The sequence below is a fragment of the Luteibacter sp. KNZ12-1A genome (assembly GCF_056755675.1).
Genome location: NZ_JBPGXU010000007.1, coordinates 72,089 through 86,464 on the forward strand (window position 1 = coordinate 72,089; position 14,376 = coordinate 86,464).

The following is a 14,376-nucleotide window of genomic DNA, read 5'->3' on the forward strand; positions in this document are numbered from 1 at the left end:
CCGCTTCAGCGGCGACGCTTCTACAACCGGGTGAAATCCCACGACACCATCCGCCCGTCCTTGTACGGCATCACGCCATGGAACGGCCGTGGGTCGGCATCGAACACCAGTGGCAGGAAATGCCGGTCGCCTTCCCACATGGGAAGATCGTGCAGGCTTTCCAGCGCCACCCATTCCAGCGCGCCCTCGTGGTTCGATTCCAGCGGCGTCCCCTCGAAGCGGGTCACGACGAAGATGAAACCCAGCCAGTCTTCGCCATGCTTGCCGAAGCCGGGCCAGTTCAGGGTGCCGCGCAGGCGCATCTCCAGGCATTCGATGCCCGCCTCTTCCCTGATCTCCCGGCGCATGCACGCGGCGATGTCCTCGCCCGGCTCCATCTTTCCGCCAAGGCCGTTGTACTTGCCCAGGTGGTGGTCGTCCTTGCGGGCGTTGCGGTGGATCATGAGGACGCGCTTGCCGTCCGGCGACAACACATAGCCGAGGGTGGCAACGATAGGCGTATAAGGCATGGCGGTGGTGGAATCGGGGTAAAACGCCGAAGTTTACGCCGTCCACGCGCGAGTGGCGCCTTCGGCCCTTGCACTGCCCCTCCGCCCCGGCGAACATCGACGAATGCTTCATCCTTCCTTCCCCCGAATGCTCCACCATGTCGGCCTTCGCATCCTCGCCCTAGCCGCCCTCACGGGGCTGGCCATGGGCTGTGCGGACCCGGCCGATGCCGTCGATGGCCGCGACGTCGTGTTCGACAGCCAGTCCTATTTCGTGGTCACCGTGGACACGCGCGACGAGGATATCGAGCTCCATTGGCGCAACCCGGACAACGGCCAGCCCTTCAACACCCTGGAGACGCTGAAGACCTGGACCGAAGCCAAGGGGCGCCGCCTGGCGTTCGCCACCAACGCCGGCATCTACGATCGCGAGTTCAAGCCGCTCGGCCTCTACGTCGAGGATGGGAAGACTATCGTCCCGCTCAACCTCGTCCACGGAAATCCGCGCTCGGGAAATTTCTCGCTGCTGCCCAATGGCGTCTTCGCCGTGTACGAGGATGGCAGCGCGGAAGTGCGCACGAGCGAGGCCTTCCGTGGCGCCGGCCGGAAACCTCGCTGGGCGACCCAGTCGGGGCCGATGCTGGTGATCGACGGCGAGATCAACACGCAGTTCGACAATGGTTCGGACAGCATGAAATGGCGCAGCGGCGTCTGTGCCAAGACCTCGCATGACGTCGTCTTCGTGGTCAGCCGGGCGCCCGTGAATTTCCACAGCTTCGCCCGCCTGTTCCGCGACGAGATCGGGTGCCGCGATGCGCTCTTTCTGGACGGGACGATTTCCCAGGCGTACACGCCCGACGACGGCTACGTGGGCGCGCCTGCGTTCATGACCAAGCCCTACGCGGGCATGATCGCGGTGTTTCCGAAACGACGTTAGGTGGCGTCAATTGTAGGGAATCATCAATGCCAGACGGTCTTTCCAGCCGACCCGGGCCTTCGCCGACAAGGAACGGTCCGGCGGTCGCAGGTGATTCGCGCAGTTGGGCCCATTGAAGCACGTGTTCCATCCGGCTTCGTAAATCACGTGATAGGGAAGTTTGCGCCCCGCGTTTTCGCTTAGAGGCAACTCCCAGATGATCTCGTAGCTTGGATTCAATGTGGAAGCCAGCGGCGTGGCCTGGGCAAGGCTACCCTCGTGACCACGCGCATTGATCCAACGGTAGATCGCGGGCACATCGGGTGTCCAACGGGTGGTCCGATAGAACACCGTATCGGCATTGGTGCGAGTCTGCACCAGTCGCATCTGCGATTGGGCCGTGTCCGTCTTCGCTCGTACGACATTGAGGTTGAAGTTGATACTCGGTGTGATCTTGCCCGTCGTATCGATGGATGCGCCCGCCTGCGCATTGCCCCCGACGATGAACCGCTCGGCCAGCGATACCGTCACCACGCCGTCGGTGGAATCGGCGGGATACAACGTGCGCAATCGTACCTGCCGGGGGCAGCTGGGAAGTTCCGCGTCACCGGGGCCGTCACAGACGAAGACATGGGTATTGCCCGTATCGGGAAACGTCGAATTCAGTGGCCATGCTGTCAGCAGTTCGTCGTGGGCGACGGGTCCCCACCCACTGTGGATGGACGCATCGAGCAAACGGTGCAAACCGCCGCCCCGAACGTCGAAGTAAGCCTCGGTGCCTTCTCGCCGCGCGAATCCGCTACCGGCACCTTCGCTCACCGTCTTGACCCAGAAAAGATAGCTTGTCGCCGCCGGCTGAGCCGGATCCTCGTTGCGCAGCATCGCCCACTCGGTCACAAGACTGAGCCGGGGCTCGTCCGTGGTGCGGAAGGGCTCGATGGTGAACCGGGATGGCGCAGCCAGATGCACGGAAAGATTGCCATATTGGCACCAGCGCCTCATTTCGCTCACGAAGGCCCTTTGCTCGTCCCGGGAAGGACGCCGTTCGTTGAAAAGCGCGGAGGCCATCTTCCGCCGAACCTCCCGGCACGCCGAGGAGGGCGATGTCGCCAGGAAGTCGAAGGTCACGCCGACTTTTCGACCCTGATCGCCGGTAGCGCGGCTCCTGCGCACCGGTGGTGCGGTGGCCTCCGTACCCGACCATGGCCATCCCCCCAGGATGGCAAGGCGCTGCGTGGCATCGCTGGCGTCGATACCGAAGATGCCAAGGCCGTCGCCAGGATCGAGCATGACCGTATTCGTCGACGGCCACGCGTAGACACTATCGGGCTTGACTTGTTCGAGTATCGGGCCGGGTCCGGTCAGGGCGAGCCGTACTCCCTCGTTCAACCACTCCCCGATCTGCCGCCGGACCTCGGCGACGTCTTCCTCGTCGCCCAGCGTGATCAACACGACACCATTCACGCTGACGTCGTCCCGGATCAGGGCCGGCGCCTCCTGGCATGCGCCAACGGCGATCAGCGTCGCGATGGCGTTGCGTGCGAATGCTCCCATGGCATATCCCTGCGTCCGCTCCTAGCGAGCCGCGAGATGTTCGCGTCTACCCCATTAAGAGCCTATCGGGAAATGCGCCGTCCGGACGTCGGCGATCAGCGCAGCATGCGCTCGCAGATGGCCTCGTACACGTCGGGGAGTTTTTCCAGGTCGGCGATCGATACGCACTCGTCCAGCTTGTGGATCGTCGCGTTCACCGGCCCCAGCTCTATCACTTCGGCACCCATCGCGGCGATGAAACGACCGTCGGACGTGCCTCCGCCCGTGCTTTGTTCCGGATCGATGCCACACAGGTCGCGGCAGACGTCGACGACGACCTCTCGAAGGCGCCCATCCGGCGTAGCCAGGAACGGATGTCCGGAGAGCTGCCAGTCGATCGAAAAATCCACGCCGTGCCCGCGGAGAATCGCTTCGGTGCGTTCGCGCAAGACATCGGCCGCGCTCGCCGTGGAGTAGCGGAAATTGATCAGTGCCACGAGTTCGCCGGGGATGACATTGTTCGCACCCGTCCCCGCATTGATATTCGACACCTGGAACGATGTGGGCGGAAAGTCCGCATTGCCCTCGTCCCAGCGTTCCACAGCCAACGCTGCCAGCGCGGGAGCGAAAGCATGGATCGGATTTCGCGCCTTCTCCGGGTATGCCACGTGACCCTGGATGCCGTGCACGGTCAAGGTGCCCGAGAGCGAACCACGACGACCCACGCGTATGAGGTCGCCAAGCTTCGCCTTCGCGGAGGGTTCGCCGACGACACAGGCATCGATACGCTGTCCCGTCTTCGCGAAATGCTCGACGACCTCGCGCACGCCGTGCAAGGCCACTCCCTCTTCATCGCTGGTAAGCAACAGGCCGACGGTGCCGGGATGATCCGGATGTGCCGTGACGAAGCGTTCCAGCGCGACGACCATGGCCGCCACCGAACCCTTCATGTCGGCGGCACCGCGGCCATAAAGAAGCCCCCCGCGCTCGTCCGGCTCGAACGGCGGCGAGGCCCATGCGCTTTCCGGCCCGGTCGGAACGACATCCGTATGTCCGAGGAAGGCCAGCACGGGACCGTCGCTCCCATGGGTGGCCCAAAGGTTGTCGACGTCGCCGAAGCGCAAATGCTCGATGTGGAAGCCCAGCGCGGCCAGCCGCTCCGCGATCAGCGGCAGGCAGCCTGCGTCCTCGGGCGTCACGGATCGGCGGCGAATCAGGTCGCGGGTGAGTTCGAGTACGGCGGACATGGGCGTTATTTCCCGAAGCGCTTCTTGAACGCGTTGTCGCTGAAGCCGACCGTCACCTCGTCGCCCTCGACCACCACCGGGCGCTTGATCAGCGCCGGGTACTCCTTCAACAAGAGGGTCCATTCCGGATCGGTGCGCGGGTCCTTGCGCTGTGGCAACAGGGCGCGCCAGGTCGTCGATGCCTTGTTGACCAGTTTCTCCCAACCGCCGAGCTTCCCGGCCCACGCCTTCAGCGTGGCGGCGGGCACGGGGTTCGCGCGATAGTCGACGAAGTCGTGCGCCACGTCGAAGCGGGTGAGCCAGTTGCGCGCTTTCTTGCAGGTATCGCAGTTGGGCAGGCCGTATAGGGTGATGGACATGGTCAGTCGCCGCTGCGCAGGAGTTCGTTGATGCCGGTCTTCGAGCGGGTCTTCTCGTCCACCTGTTTCACGATGACCGCCGCATAGAGGCTGTGGCTTCCGTCCTTCGCCGGAAGGCTGCCGGAGACGACGACGCTGCCCGCGGGCACGCGCCCGTAGCTGATCTCGCCCGTGGCCCGGTTGTAGATACGGGTGGACTGGCCCAGGAACACGCCCATGCCGATCACCGAACCCTTTTCCACCACCACGCCCTCGACCACCTCGGAACGGGCGCCGATGAAACAGTTGTCCTCGATGATGGTCGGATTGGCCTGCAACGGTTCGAGCACGCCGCCGATGCCGACGCCACCGGACAGGTGCACGTTCGCGCCGATCTGTGCGCAGGAGCCGACCGTGGCCCAGGTGTCGACCATCGTCCCCGCGCCGACATGGGCACCGATGTTCGTGTAGCTCGGCATCAACACCACGTCCCTGGCGATATGCGCGCCACGTCGCACCAGCGCGCCCGGCACGACACGCGCGCCGAGCGCCGCGTATTCGGCGGCATCGCCGTCGGTAAAGCGCAGCGGCACCTTGTCGAACGCGCTCGACGGGCCGCCGTCGACGACCTGGTTGCCGTTCATGCGGAAATAAAGGAGGACGGCCTTCTTCAGCCATTGGTTGACCTTCCACCCGCCGTTGCCATCGGGCTCGGCCACGCGGCGCTCGCCGGACTCGAGCAGGTTGAGCACTTGCTCGACGGCCTCGCGCAGGTCGCCCTCGATCTCGTTCTGGGTCAGTTCGGCGCGGCGCTCGAAGGCGCTGTCGATCAGGGATTCAAGCGTTTGCATCTGCATGGTGCGGAGTCCTGGGATTTTCGGAACCGATATGGCGCAGCAGGCATGCCCGCAGGATCTCCCGGCGTTCGGGCGACAACGGCGCATTGCTGCGATCGGTGAGTTGGAAGAAATCTTCGACACGCTCGCCGAACGTGGCGATGCGCGCATCATGCACGCGCACTTCGGCTTCGGCCAGCGCCTGGGCCACGGCCGCGAGCAGGCCGGGGCGGTCGGTGCACACCAGCGCGAGCTGCGTGCGTTCGCCCGCGTCGACGAACTCGATGCGCGGCGCCATCTGGAAGTGACGCAGGTGGCGCGACAGGCTGCGTTTAGGCGGCCCCTGCCCCGCCGGCTGATCGAGCGCGCGCAGCATGCGCGTGCGCAATTCCTCGGACCGCTGCAGCGACGCGGGGGCCTGCGAATCCGATTCCAGCAAGAGGAACGTGTCGAGCGCCTTGCCCGTGCTGGAAACGAGGATTCGCGCTTCCACCACCGAGAAACGCAAGCGGTCGAGCACCGCCGTCACCGTGGCGAACAAGCCGTCGCGGTCGGGGGTATAGATGAAGAGTTCCGTGCTTCCCCTCACCGAGAAGGGATGCACCTCGACCAGCGGCGTGGCGCCGTGCGCGCGCAGGATGGCGGCGGTCTGCCAGGCGATCTGCTCAGGCCGGTGGCGCAGGAAGCTCGTATCGGGAAATTCGGCCCACACCTTCGCGATGTCGTCGGCGGCGATGTGCTCGGCCACCAGCATGCCGAGGGCCCGGTCGCGGCACTCGCGCACGCGCATGCCCGAATGATCGGGCGGCGTGAGGTCGCTGCGCAGGGCGAAGCGCGTGGCGGTATAGAGGTCGGCCAGGAGGCGATCCTTCCATGCGTTCCACAGCTTGGGGCTCGTGCCGATGATGTCGGCGATGGTCAGCAGGTAGAGATGATCCAGGTGCTCCCAGTCCTCCACCACGGCGGCGAAGCGATGCACGACGTCGGGATCGGTGATGTCCTGGCGCTGCGCCGTGGTGCTCATCAGCAGGTGATGGCGGACCAGCCAGGCGACCAGCTCCACTTGTTCGTCCGGAAGTCCCAGCCGCGTGCAGAAGGCGCGGGCGTCCTCCTCGCCCAACATGGAATGATCGCCGCCGCGACCCTTGGCGATGTCGTGGAACAGCGCGGCCAACAGCAACAGCTCGGGCCTTTCGACATGCGGCCAGATCTCGCATGCGATGGGGAAATCGCGCCGGGCGGCGGGCTCGGCGAAACGGGCGACGTTGCGCAGCACCCGCAACGTGTGCTCGTCGACGGTGTAGACGTGGAACAGGTCGTACTGCATGCGCCCCACGACCTTGCCGAACGCGGGCAGCACCGCCGCGAGCAGGCCATGCCGGTTCATCCGCCACAAGGCTTCCACGGCGGGTGCCCCGCGGCGAAGCAGCGTGAGGAAGGCGCTCAACACCTGCGGATCGTCGGCGAGCGACTCGCCGTGTGCCGACACCGCATGCTGGATGCGCCGCATCGTCTCGGCGGTGAAGCCGGCGATGCCCGGTTCGTCGAGGCGGGCGATGAAGATTTCGACGAGCGCCGAAGGACGGCGTATGAACAGGTGCGGATTGCGCAACGCGATACGCGCGCCAAAACGTACGTAATCGCTGCCGACCGGCGATGGCTCCGTCACGGGGTCGAGCATCTCCTCGAAACGCTCGACCAGTTGCGTGCCCGAACGCTCGATCTGGGTGGCGGCGCGGTAGTAGCCCTGCATGAACTGCTCGACGCCCAGGTTCTTCGCGTGCTCGTCCTCGAAACCGAGCCGCGCGGCCAGCGCCCGCTGGTAATCGAACAGCAGGCGCTCCTCGGCGCGTCCCGCCTCCAGGTGCAAGGCATAACGGTAACGACGCAGGGTCTCTTCCGCGTGGGTCAGCCGGGACGCCTCCACCGGCTCCAGGAGTCCCTCGGCCACCATCGCGTCGAAATCCGGCGCATTGGCCAGGCGCCGTCCCAGCCAGCGGATGGCATCGAGCGTGCGTAGTCCACCCGGGCCGTCCTTGAGGTTGGGCTCCAAGTTCTGCGCGGTGTCGTCGTAACGCGCATGCCGCGCATCGCGTTCGGCGAGGCGCGCGGCAAGGTAGGCCCGTGGCGGCCACACCTCGGGATCGTCGAGGATGCCTCGGAGTTCATTGCCCAGGATGGGCCAGCCGACCAGTCGCCGGGCATCGAGCAGGCTGGTGAAGACGCTCAGGTCCCGTGCCGCCAGCTCACGGCATTGCTCCGTGGTGCGCACGGCATGCCCCGGCTTCAGGCCGATGTCCCACAGGCAGGCGAAGAAGTTTTCCAGCGCGCGGTAGAGCGCCGGCGAGCTTTCGCCCACCAGTGCGAGGAGGTCCACGTCCGACCGGGGGAAAAGCATGCCGCGACCGAAGCCACCCACGGCGAACAACGCCGCGGCAGCGATGTCGCCCAGGCAGGCGCCCCAGGTGTGGACGACGATGCGCTCGACGATCTCGGCCCGGCGCCGGGCCAGCGCGGATGCATCCTCACCGTCGTGGAAGGCGACGGTGAGCGCACGATCGACGTCGCCCAGCAACTGCCTGAGCGAACGCCGCGCTTCGGGCGACACGCCCGAGCGGGGCACCACGGCGGGCAGGCGTGGAAGCGATGGCAGCGTCACGTCGGGAGCCCTCGATGGTGGTGGGAATGGAACCGGACGAAGGTCAGGCGCCCCTTCGTCGAAAGCGCATCAGGCGACGTCCGGCCAGGGCGTGAGGATTTCGAAACCGTCCTCGGTGACCGCGATGGTGTGCTCCCATTGCGCCGAGAGCGAATGATCCTTGGTGACCACGGTCCAGCCGTCCGGCAGCGACTTCGTCTGCGGCTTGCCCGCGTTGACCATCGGCTCGATGGTGAAGGTCATGCCCGGCTTCAGCTCCAGCCCCGTGCCGGCGCGCCCGTAGTGCAGCACCTGGGGCTCGTCGTGGTAGACCTTGCCGATGCCGTGGCCGCAGTACTCGCGGACCACCGAGAAGCCAGCCGCCTCGGCGTGCTTCTGGATCGCGGCGCCGACGTCGCCCAGCGTCGCGCCCGGCTTGACCGCCTCGATACCCTTCATCATCGCCTCGAAGGTGGTATCGACCAGGCGCTTCGCCAGGACGCTGGGCGTGCCCACGAAGTACATGCGGCTGGTGTCGCCGTGCCAGCCGTCCTTGATGACGGTGACGTCGATATTGACGATGTCCCCGTCCTTCAGGACCTTGGTCGGGCTGGGAATCCCGTGGCAGATCACGTGGTTGACCGACGTGCAGGTGGTCTTCGGATAGCCCCGGTAACCGACGTTGGCCGGGATGGCCTTCTGTACGTTCACGATATGGTCGTGGGCGATCTGGTCCAGTTCCTCGGTGGTGACACCGGGCTTCACGTGCGGCACGAGCATGGCCAGCACTTCGGCGGCCAGGCGGCCGGCCTCGCGCATGGCCTGGATCTCTTCGGGGGTCTTCGGTACGACTGCCATGATGGGTTCTCTTTTTCCTTTGCCCTCAGGGTATTGGGCCTGCCACCCGAGGTGGCGGCGACCCTGTCGGAAATCCACCTTGGCTTGCGGCCGGGTGGGTCCAGGGGCTACAATTAGCGAGTTTTGCTGTCCGGCGAAGTCACTCTCAGGTGACCGCGGCGGCGAATCGAAGCGCGATTGTAACCGCACGGCGCCATTCTTGGCCCGGCGCAAGGCAGTCGCTTTTAACGCCACACACGCATCGGCACCGCCTTCGGGGTGCCTGCTCCTCCGTCGTCGCGAAAGGCGCCGCGGCAGGATCGGGTCGAAGCCGGGGATGCGTGGAGGTCCCAACCCCCATAGAACCGCCCGAGCGGTTCGCCCAGGAGTAATTCCATGGCACAAGTCACCATGCGCGAGATGCTGGAAGCCGGCGTCCATTTCGGTCACCAGACCCGCTACTGGAACCCCAAGATGGCTCCGTACATCTTCGGCGCCCGCGGCAAGATCCACATCATCAACCTCGAGAAGACGCTCCCGCTCTTCACCGACGCGATGAACTTCCTCTCGGGCCTGGCCCAGAAGGGCGGCACCATCCTGTTCGTCGGCACCAAGCGTTCGGCCCGCGAGGCCCTCGCCGAGGAAGCCGCACGCGCCGGCCAGCCGTTCGTCACCGCCCGCTGGCTCGGCGGCATGCTGACCAACTTCCGCACGGTCAAGCAGTCGGTCGCCCGCCTGAAGGAACTCGAGGCCGCTGAAACCGACGGTTCGTTCGAGCGCCTGGTCAAGCACGAAGTGCTGGCCCGCCGTCGCGAGCGCGACAAGCTGCAGAACTCGCTGGGCGGCATCAAGGACATGAATCGCCTGCCGGACGCCCTCTTCATCGTGGACATCGGCCACGAAGACATCGCCGTCCAGGAAGCCCGCAAGCTCGGCATCCCGGTCGTCGCCGTCGTCGATACCAACTACGACCCGGCCCTCGTCGACTACGCCATCCCGGGTAACGACGACGCCATCCGCGCCATCCAGCTGTACGCCCGCGCCGCCGCCGACTCCATCCTGGAAGGCAAGGCCGCTTCGCCGAACGCCGCCCGTGGCGACGCGAACGAGTTCGTCGAGCTGGACGAGGAAGGCAACCCGGTCGCCAAGGACGAAGCCCCGCGTGGCGAGCGTCGTGGCGCCCCGGCCAAGAAGGGTGCGCCGCGTCGCGAAGGCGGCCGTGACGGTGGTCGTGGCCGCGCGTAAGCGCCCCACCCCGTAGCACGCTCTTCCGTTTCATCCGGCGCCGCGGCACCACCGCCGCGGCGCCCATCAAATCATTGAGGAATTACCATGGCTGAGATCACCGCGGGCCTCGTCAAGGAACTGCGTGAGCGTTCCGGCGTAGGCATGATGGAGTGCAAGAAGGCACTCGTCGAAAACAACGGCGACATCGAAGCGGCGATGGAATGGCTGCGCAAGAACGGCCTCGCCAAGGCGGACAAGAAGGCCGACCGCGTCGCCGCCGAAGGCCTGATCGCCGTCGCCCAGAAGGCCGGCAAGGCCGTCCTGGTCGAAGTCAACAGCGAAACCGACTTCTCCTCGCGCAACGAACAGTTCATCCAGTTCACCAAGGACGTCGCCAACGTCGCCCTCGAGTCCGGCGCTGCCGATATCGATGCGTTGAAGGCCACCAAGCTCGGTGACAACACGGTCGAGGACGGCGCCAAGGCGCTCACCCTCGTGATCGGCGAGAAGTTCGACGTGCGCCGCATGGCGAAGGTCGAAAACGACGGCCCGATCGGCGCGTACTCGCACAGCGGCCGCATCGGCGTGCTGGTGACCCTCAAGGGCGGCTCGGAAGAGCTGGCCAAGGGCATCGCCATGCACGTCGCCGCGATGAACCCCAAGTTCATCAAGGTGGAAGACGTCCCGGCCGACTACGTCGAGAAGGAAAAGGAAATCGCGCTGAGCCAGATGTCGGAGAAGGAAAAGGCCAAGCCGGCCGACATCCTCGACAAGATCGTGACCGGCAAGATCAACAAGATCCTCGCCGAAGCCACGCTGGTCGGCCAGCCGTACGTGCTGGACGGTGATATCACCGTCGCCGAGGCCCTGAAGAAGGCCGGCGCCGAGATCATCACGGTGCAGCGCCTCGCCGTAGGCGAAGGCATCGAGAAGGTCGTAGACGACTTCGCGGCCGAAGTGATGAAGCAGGCCGGCCTGGCGTAAGCCCTCCCCCGCCTGATGGAAGAAAAAGGCCGCGAGCGATCGCGGCCTTTTTTTTGGGCCCGTTGGAAGACTTGGTGACCCGGATGGAAGCCAGCCGGTAGGAGCCGGCTTTGGTGGGAGCCGACCCTGTCGGCGATCCCGCGGCAGCGGGCCAGGTCGAGGCAAGCACCCATCGCCGACAGGGTCGGCTCCCACCAGGGCACTCAACCGCGCCCTCACCGCACCCCTACCTTCCCGCCGCTTCCCAAAAACGCGATGCGCGACAGTTTTTCACATTCCTGTCATGACTCCCGGCGCGCTAAACTGCCAGCGTTTTGCCCCACACAATCTGGAGATCCCCATGAGCAATCCGCTGAACCACCGCCGTATCCTGCTCAAGCTCTCCGGTGAAGCCCTCATGGGTAGCGAGGATTACGGGATCGATCCCAAGGTGATCGGCCGGCTCGCGAAGGAAATCCTCGAAGTTCGGGACGCCGGGGTACAGGTCGGCGTCGTCATCGGCGGCGGCAACATCTTCCGCGGGGCCGGCCTGGCCGCCTCGGGCATGGACCGTGTCACCGGCGACCACATGGGCATGCTCGCCACCGTCATGAATGCGCTGGCCATGCAGGACGCCATCGAGAAGCTCGGCGGCGAAGCCCGCACCATGAGCGCGATCAAGATCAACGAGGTGTGCGAGGACTTCATCCGCCGCCGCGCGATCCGCCACCTCGAGAAAGGCCGCGTGGCCCTGTTCGCCGCCGGCATCGGCAACCCCTTCTTCACCACCGACTCCGCCGCCGCCCTGCGCGCCGTGGAAGTCGGCGCCGACCTGCTGCTGAAGGCGACCAAGGTCGACGGCATCTATTCAGCCGATCCCAAGCGCGATCCCACGGCCCAGCGTTACGACCACCTCACCTACAACCAGGTGATCGAGCGCCGCCTGGAAGTGATGGACACCGCCGCCATCGCCCTGTGCCGCGAGAACAAGCTGCCGCTGCGCATCTACGACATGACCCAGCCGGGCAATCTCATGAGGATCATGCGGGGCGAGCCGGTCGGCACCCTCGTCGACGCGGGCTGACGCCCGGCCGTCACCGGCATCTCCTTGGCGCGGTGCGGCACGGCCGCGCCGCCCGCGCTGCTATACTCGCTTGCTGACCTGTTCGACCGGAATTACGTCCATGATCAACGACATCAAGAACGATGCCCAGACCCGCATGGGCAAGAGTATCGAATCGCTCAAGCACGACCTGAAGACCATCCGCACGGGCCGCGCCAACCCTTCGATCCTCGACAACATCGTCGTGCCCTACTACGGCACGCCCACCCCGCTGTCCCAGGTCGCCAACGTGACCACGCCGGACGCGCGCTCGCTGTCGGTCAAGCCCTTCGACAAGAGCATGGTCGGCCCGATCGAGAAGGCCATCATGGCTTCCGACCTCGGCATCACCCCGACCACCATGGGCATGGACATCCGCCTGAACTTCCCGCCGCCGACCGAGGAGCGCCGCAAGGAGCTCGCCAAGAGCGTGGCGAAGGAAGGCGAGGCCGCCAAGGTGGCCATCCGCAACGTGCGCCGCGACGCCGTGCAACACGTGGCCAAGCTCTTCAAGGACAAGGAAATCACCGAGGACGACCAGAAGCGCGCGGACGACGATATCCAGAAGCTCACCGACAAGTTCGTCAAGGAAGTGGACGACGTGGTGAAGGAAAAGGAAAAGGAGCTGATGGCGCTCTGACGCGCCATCGGACCCTACCCATGGCAGCGAGGCCCGAAGCCGGGGTGCCACGCCACCTCGCCATCGTGATGGATGGCAACGGCCGCTGGGCCAGGCAGCGCCTGCGCCCCCGCACGTTCGGCCACCACGCCGGGCAGAAGGCGGTGAGGGAAGCGGTGGAGTTCTGCCTCCGTCGCGGCATCGCCTCGCTGACCCTGTTCGCCTTCTCCAGCGAGAACTGGCGGCGCCCGCCCACCGAGGTCTCGGCCTTGATGGAGCTCTTCCTGAAGGCGCTCGACAAGGAAGTGGACGAGCTCCACGGCAATGGCGTGCGCATCCGCTTCGTGGGTGACCTCGACGCCTTCGCGCCCGAGCTGAGCGCACGCATGCGCGCCGCGATGGAGCGGACCGCCGCCAACACCGCGCTCAACATGAACGTGGCGGTGAACTACGGCGGGCGCTGGGACATCGCGCGAGCGGCCCGGCTCGCGGCGGAAGCCGTCGCCCGTGGCGAGTTCAACGCCGAAGACATCGACGAAACACGCCTGCACGGCTACACCTGCCTCGCCGACCAACCGCCGCTCGATCTCTTCATCCGTACCGGCGGCGAGCGCCGGGTAAGCAACTTCCTGCTCTGGCAGATCGCCTATGCCGAGCTTTATTTCACCGACACCCTGTGGCCCGACGTCGACCAGGCCTGCCTCGACGAGGCCCTCGACGACTATGCCCGCCGCGAGCGCCGTTACGGGCGCACCGGCGAACAGGTCGCCAAAGGCTGACGCCGGAACCCCATGCTGAAACAACGCATCACCACCGCCGCGATCCTCATCCCGTTGGTCCTGGCCCTGATCCTGCTGCCGCCCACCGGCTTCTTCGCCGCGCTGGTCGCCATCGTCTTCGTCGGCGCCGCGTGGGAATGGAGCCTGCTGGCCGGCTGCCGCACCCCGGTCGGCCGCGGCATCGTCGCCGGCGTCGCCGCCGCGATGTTCGTCGCCTTGCTGGTCGTGCGCACGCCGGGCCTGCTCACCGTGGTGACGCTGGCAGGCGTGGCCTGGTGGATCGGCTGTTGCTTCTGGCTGCGCCACTTCAGCTTCGCCGCCGCGCCTAACGCCGAGAACCGCATGCTCAAGCTGGGCGTGGGCGCCTTCGTGATCGTGCCGACCCTGGCCGCCGCGATCCTCATGCACAGCGGCGAACGCGGCAACTGGTGGACCCTGCTTTCCCTCGTGATCGTCTGGTTCGCCGATACCGGCGCCTATTTCAGCGGCCGCCATTTCGGCCGGCGCAAGCTCGCCCCGCGGATCAGCCCGGGAAAGACCTGGGCCGGCGTCTACGGCGCCATCGTGGCCGGCGGCCTCGTCACGTTGCTTGGCGGATTCCTGCTGGGGGTGCGCGAAGGCTGGCAACTGGCCGGCCTCGCGGTATTGGGCGTGGTCACCGTGGCGATCGCGGTGGTCGGCGACCTCTTCGAAAGCCTCATGAAGCGCCACGCCGAGGTGAAGGATTCAGGCGACCTGTTCCCGGGCCACGGCGGACTCCTGGATCGCCTCGACAGCGTCTTCGCCGCGCTGCCGGTGTTCGCCGCCGGCAAGCTGTTGCTGGGGCTCTGAGCCCTGTCTCTTATACACATCT

Annotated in this window: 14 protein-coding genes; 7 read left to right on the plus strand and 7 right to left on the minus strand. The window is 66.0% G+C overall.

What is annotated here, in order from left to right:
• Nucleotides 1-20: 20 nt before the first annotated feature.
• A complete protein-coding gene (locus tag ACR9ZJ_RS03340; protein ID WP_481281201.1) occupies nt 21-509 on the minus strand; it encodes an NUDIX hydrolase in 489 nt (162 codons plus the stop codon).
• A gap of 103 nt (nt 510-612) precedes the next feature.
• Here ACR9ZJ_RS03340 and ACR9ZJ_RS03345 point away from each other — a divergent pair, with 103 nt between their 5' ends.
• On the plus strand, nt 613-1,425 hold the full coding sequence (locus ACR9ZJ_RS03345) for a phosphodiester glycosidase family protein (RefSeq protein WP_481281202.1): 813 nt from the start codon (nt 613-615) through the stop codon (nt 1,423-1,425).
• A gap of 6 nt (nt 1,426-1,431) precedes the next feature.
• On the opposite strand, the gene ACR9ZJ_RS03350 is transcribed toward ACR9ZJ_RS03345, so the two are convergent.
• The 6 genes from ACR9ZJ_RS03350 to map form a co-directional block, all read right to left on the minus strand.
• Nucleotides 1,432-2,958 carry a hypothetical protein gene (locus ACR9ZJ_RS03350; protein WP_481286873.1) on the minus strand — a complete coding sequence of 509 codons (1,527 nt, stop codon included), beginning with the start codon at nt 2,956-2,958 and terminating at the stop codon, nt 1,432-1,434.
• A 95-nt stretch (nt 2,959-3,053) separates the two neighbouring features.
• Nucleotides 3,054-4,184, minus strand: a complete 1,131-nt coding sequence (dapE, locus tag ACR9ZJ_RS03355; RefSeq protein WP_481286874.1) for a succinyl-diaminopimelate desuccinylase — start codon at nt 4,182-4,184, stop codon at nt 3,054-3,056.
• 5 nt (nt 4,185-4,189) lie between these two features.
• Complete coding sequence (locus tag ACR9ZJ_RS03360; RefSeq protein ID WP_481286875.1) at nt 4,190-4,543, minus strand: arsenate reductase; 354 nt, start codon at nt 4,541-4,543, stop codon at nt 4,190-4,192.
• Between the two features lie 2 nt (nt 4,544-4,545).
• A complete protein-coding gene (gene dapD, locus ACR9ZJ_RS03365) occupies nt 4,546-5,466 on the minus strand; it encodes a 2,3,4,5-tetrahydropyridine-2,6-dicarboxylate N-succinyltransferase (protein WP_481281205.1) in 921 nt (306 codons plus the stop codon).
• The gene (glnD, locus tag ACR9ZJ_RS03370; protein ID WP_481286876.1) at nt 5,360-8,017 is read right to left on the minus strand and encodes a [protein-PII] uridylyltransferase; all 2,658 of its coding nucleotides are present in this window, start codon (nt 8,015-8,017) and stop codon (nt 5,360-5,362) included. The genes dapD and glnD overlap by 107 nt, the downstream gene beginning before the upstream one ends.
• Nucleotides 8,018-8,086: 69 nt before the next feature.
• On the minus strand, nt 8,087-8,854 hold the full coding sequence (gene map, locus ACR9ZJ_RS03375) for a type I methionyl aminopeptidase (protein ID WP_481281207.1): 768 nt from the start codon (nt 8,852-8,854) through the stop codon (nt 8,087-8,089).
• A 375-nt stretch (nt 8,855-9,229) separates the two neighbouring features.
• Between map and rpsB the strand changes: the two genes are divergently transcribed.
• The 6 genes from rpsB (at nt 9,230) to ACR9ZJ_RS03405 (ending at nt 14,354) form a co-directional block, all read left to right on the plus strand.
• Nucleotides 9,230-10,078: a 30S ribosomal protein S2 gene (gene rpsB / locus ACR9ZJ_RS03380; protein ID WP_426287013.1), complete on the plus strand. Its 849-nt coding sequence runs from the start codon at nt 9,230-9,232 to the stop codon at nt 10,076-10,078.
• Nucleotides 10,079-10,165: 87 nt separating this feature from the next.
• Nucleotides 10,166-11,044 carry a translation elongation factor Ts gene (gene tsf, locus ACR9ZJ_RS03385; protein ID WP_481281209.1) on the plus strand — a complete coding sequence of 293 codons (879 nt, stop codon included), beginning with the start codon at nt 10,166-10,168 and terminating at the stop codon, nt 11,042-11,044.
• A gap of 340 nt (nt 11,045-11,384) precedes the next feature.
• Nucleotides 11,385-12,107 (plus strand): UMP kinase, encoded by a 723-nt coding sequence (gene pyrH / locus ACR9ZJ_RS03390; RefSeq protein ID WP_426287011.1) that lies wholly within the window; start codon nt 11,385-11,387, stop codon nt 12,105-12,107.
• Between the two features lie 100 nt (nt 12,108-12,207).
• A complete protein-coding gene (gene frr, locus ACR9ZJ_RS03395; RefSeq protein ID WP_426287010.1) occupies nt 12,208-12,765 on the plus strand; it encodes a ribosome recycling factor in 558 nt (185 codons plus the stop codon).
• Nucleotides 12,766-12,785: 20 nt separating this feature from the next.
• The gene (gene uppS, locus ACR9ZJ_RS03400; RefSeq protein WP_481286877.1) at nt 12,786-13,523 is read left to right on the plus strand and encodes a polyprenyl diphosphate synthase; all 738 of its coding nucleotides are present in this window, start codon (nt 12,786-12,788) and stop codon (nt 13,521-13,523) included.
• Nucleotides 13,524-13,535: 12 nt separating this feature from the next.
• Nucleotides 13,536-14,354, plus strand: coding sequence for a phosphatidate cytidylyltransferase (locus tag ACR9ZJ_RS03405; RefSeq protein WP_481281211.1), 819 nt, complete (start codon nt 13,536-13,538; stop codon nt 14,352-14,354).
• The last annotated feature ends 22 nt before the right edge of the window (nt 14,355-14,376 follow it).

What these genes read in the sequence shown, in the direction of transcription:
- ACR9ZJ_RS03340 (WP_481281201.1), bottom strand. Translation starts at nt 509, where the DNA reads ATGCCTTATACGCCTATCGTTGCCACCCTCGGCTATGTGTTGTCGCCG.
- ACR9ZJ_RS03345 (WP_481281202.1), top strand. Translation starts at nt 613, where the DNA reads ATGCTTCATCCTTCCTTCCCCCGAATGCTCCACCATGTCGGCCTTCGC.
- ACR9ZJ_RS03350 (WP_481286873.1), bottom strand. Translation starts at nt 2,958, where the DNA reads ATGGGAGCATTCGCACGCAACGCCATCGCGACGCTGATCGCCGTTGGC.
- dapE (WP_481286874.1), bottom strand. Translation starts at nt 4,184, where the DNA reads ATGTCCGCCGTACTCGAACTCACCCGCGACCTGATTCGCCGCCGATCC.
- ACR9ZJ_RS03360 (WP_481286875.1), bottom strand. Translation starts at nt 4,543, where the DNA reads ATGTCCATCACCCTATACGGCCTGCCCAACTGCGATACCTGCAAGAAA.
- dapD (WP_481281205.1), bottom strand. Translation starts at nt 5,466, where the DNA reads ATGCGCCGTTGTCGCCCGAACGCCGGGAGATCCTGCGGGCATGCCTGC.
- map (WP_481281207.1), bottom strand. Translation starts at nt 8,854, where the DNA reads ATGGCAGTCGTACCGAAGACCCCCGAAGAGATCCAGGCCATGCGCGAG.
- rpsB (WP_426287013.1), top strand. Translation starts at nt 9,230, where the DNA reads ATGGCACAAGTCACCATGCGCGAGATGCTGGAAGCCGGCGTCCATTTC.
- tsf (WP_481281209.1), top strand. Translation starts at nt 10,166, where the DNA reads ATGGCTGAGATCACCGCGGGCCTCGTCAAGGAACTGCGTGAGCGTTCC.
- pyrH (WP_426287011.1), top strand. Translation starts at nt 11,385, where the DNA reads ATGAGCAATCCGCTGAACCACCGCCGTATCCTGCTCAAGCTCTCCGGT.
- frr (WP_426287010.1), top strand. Translation starts at nt 12,208, where the DNA reads ATGATCAACGACATCAAGAACGATGCCCAGACCCGCATGGGCAAGAGT.
- uppS (WP_481286877.1), top strand. Translation starts at nt 12,786, where the DNA reads ATGGCAGCGAGGCCCGAAGCCGGGGTGCCACGCCACCTCGCCATCGTG.
- ACR9ZJ_RS03405 (WP_481281211.1), top strand. Translation starts at nt 13,536, where the DNA reads ATGCTGAAACAACGCATCACCACCGCCGCGATCCTCATCCCGTTGGTC.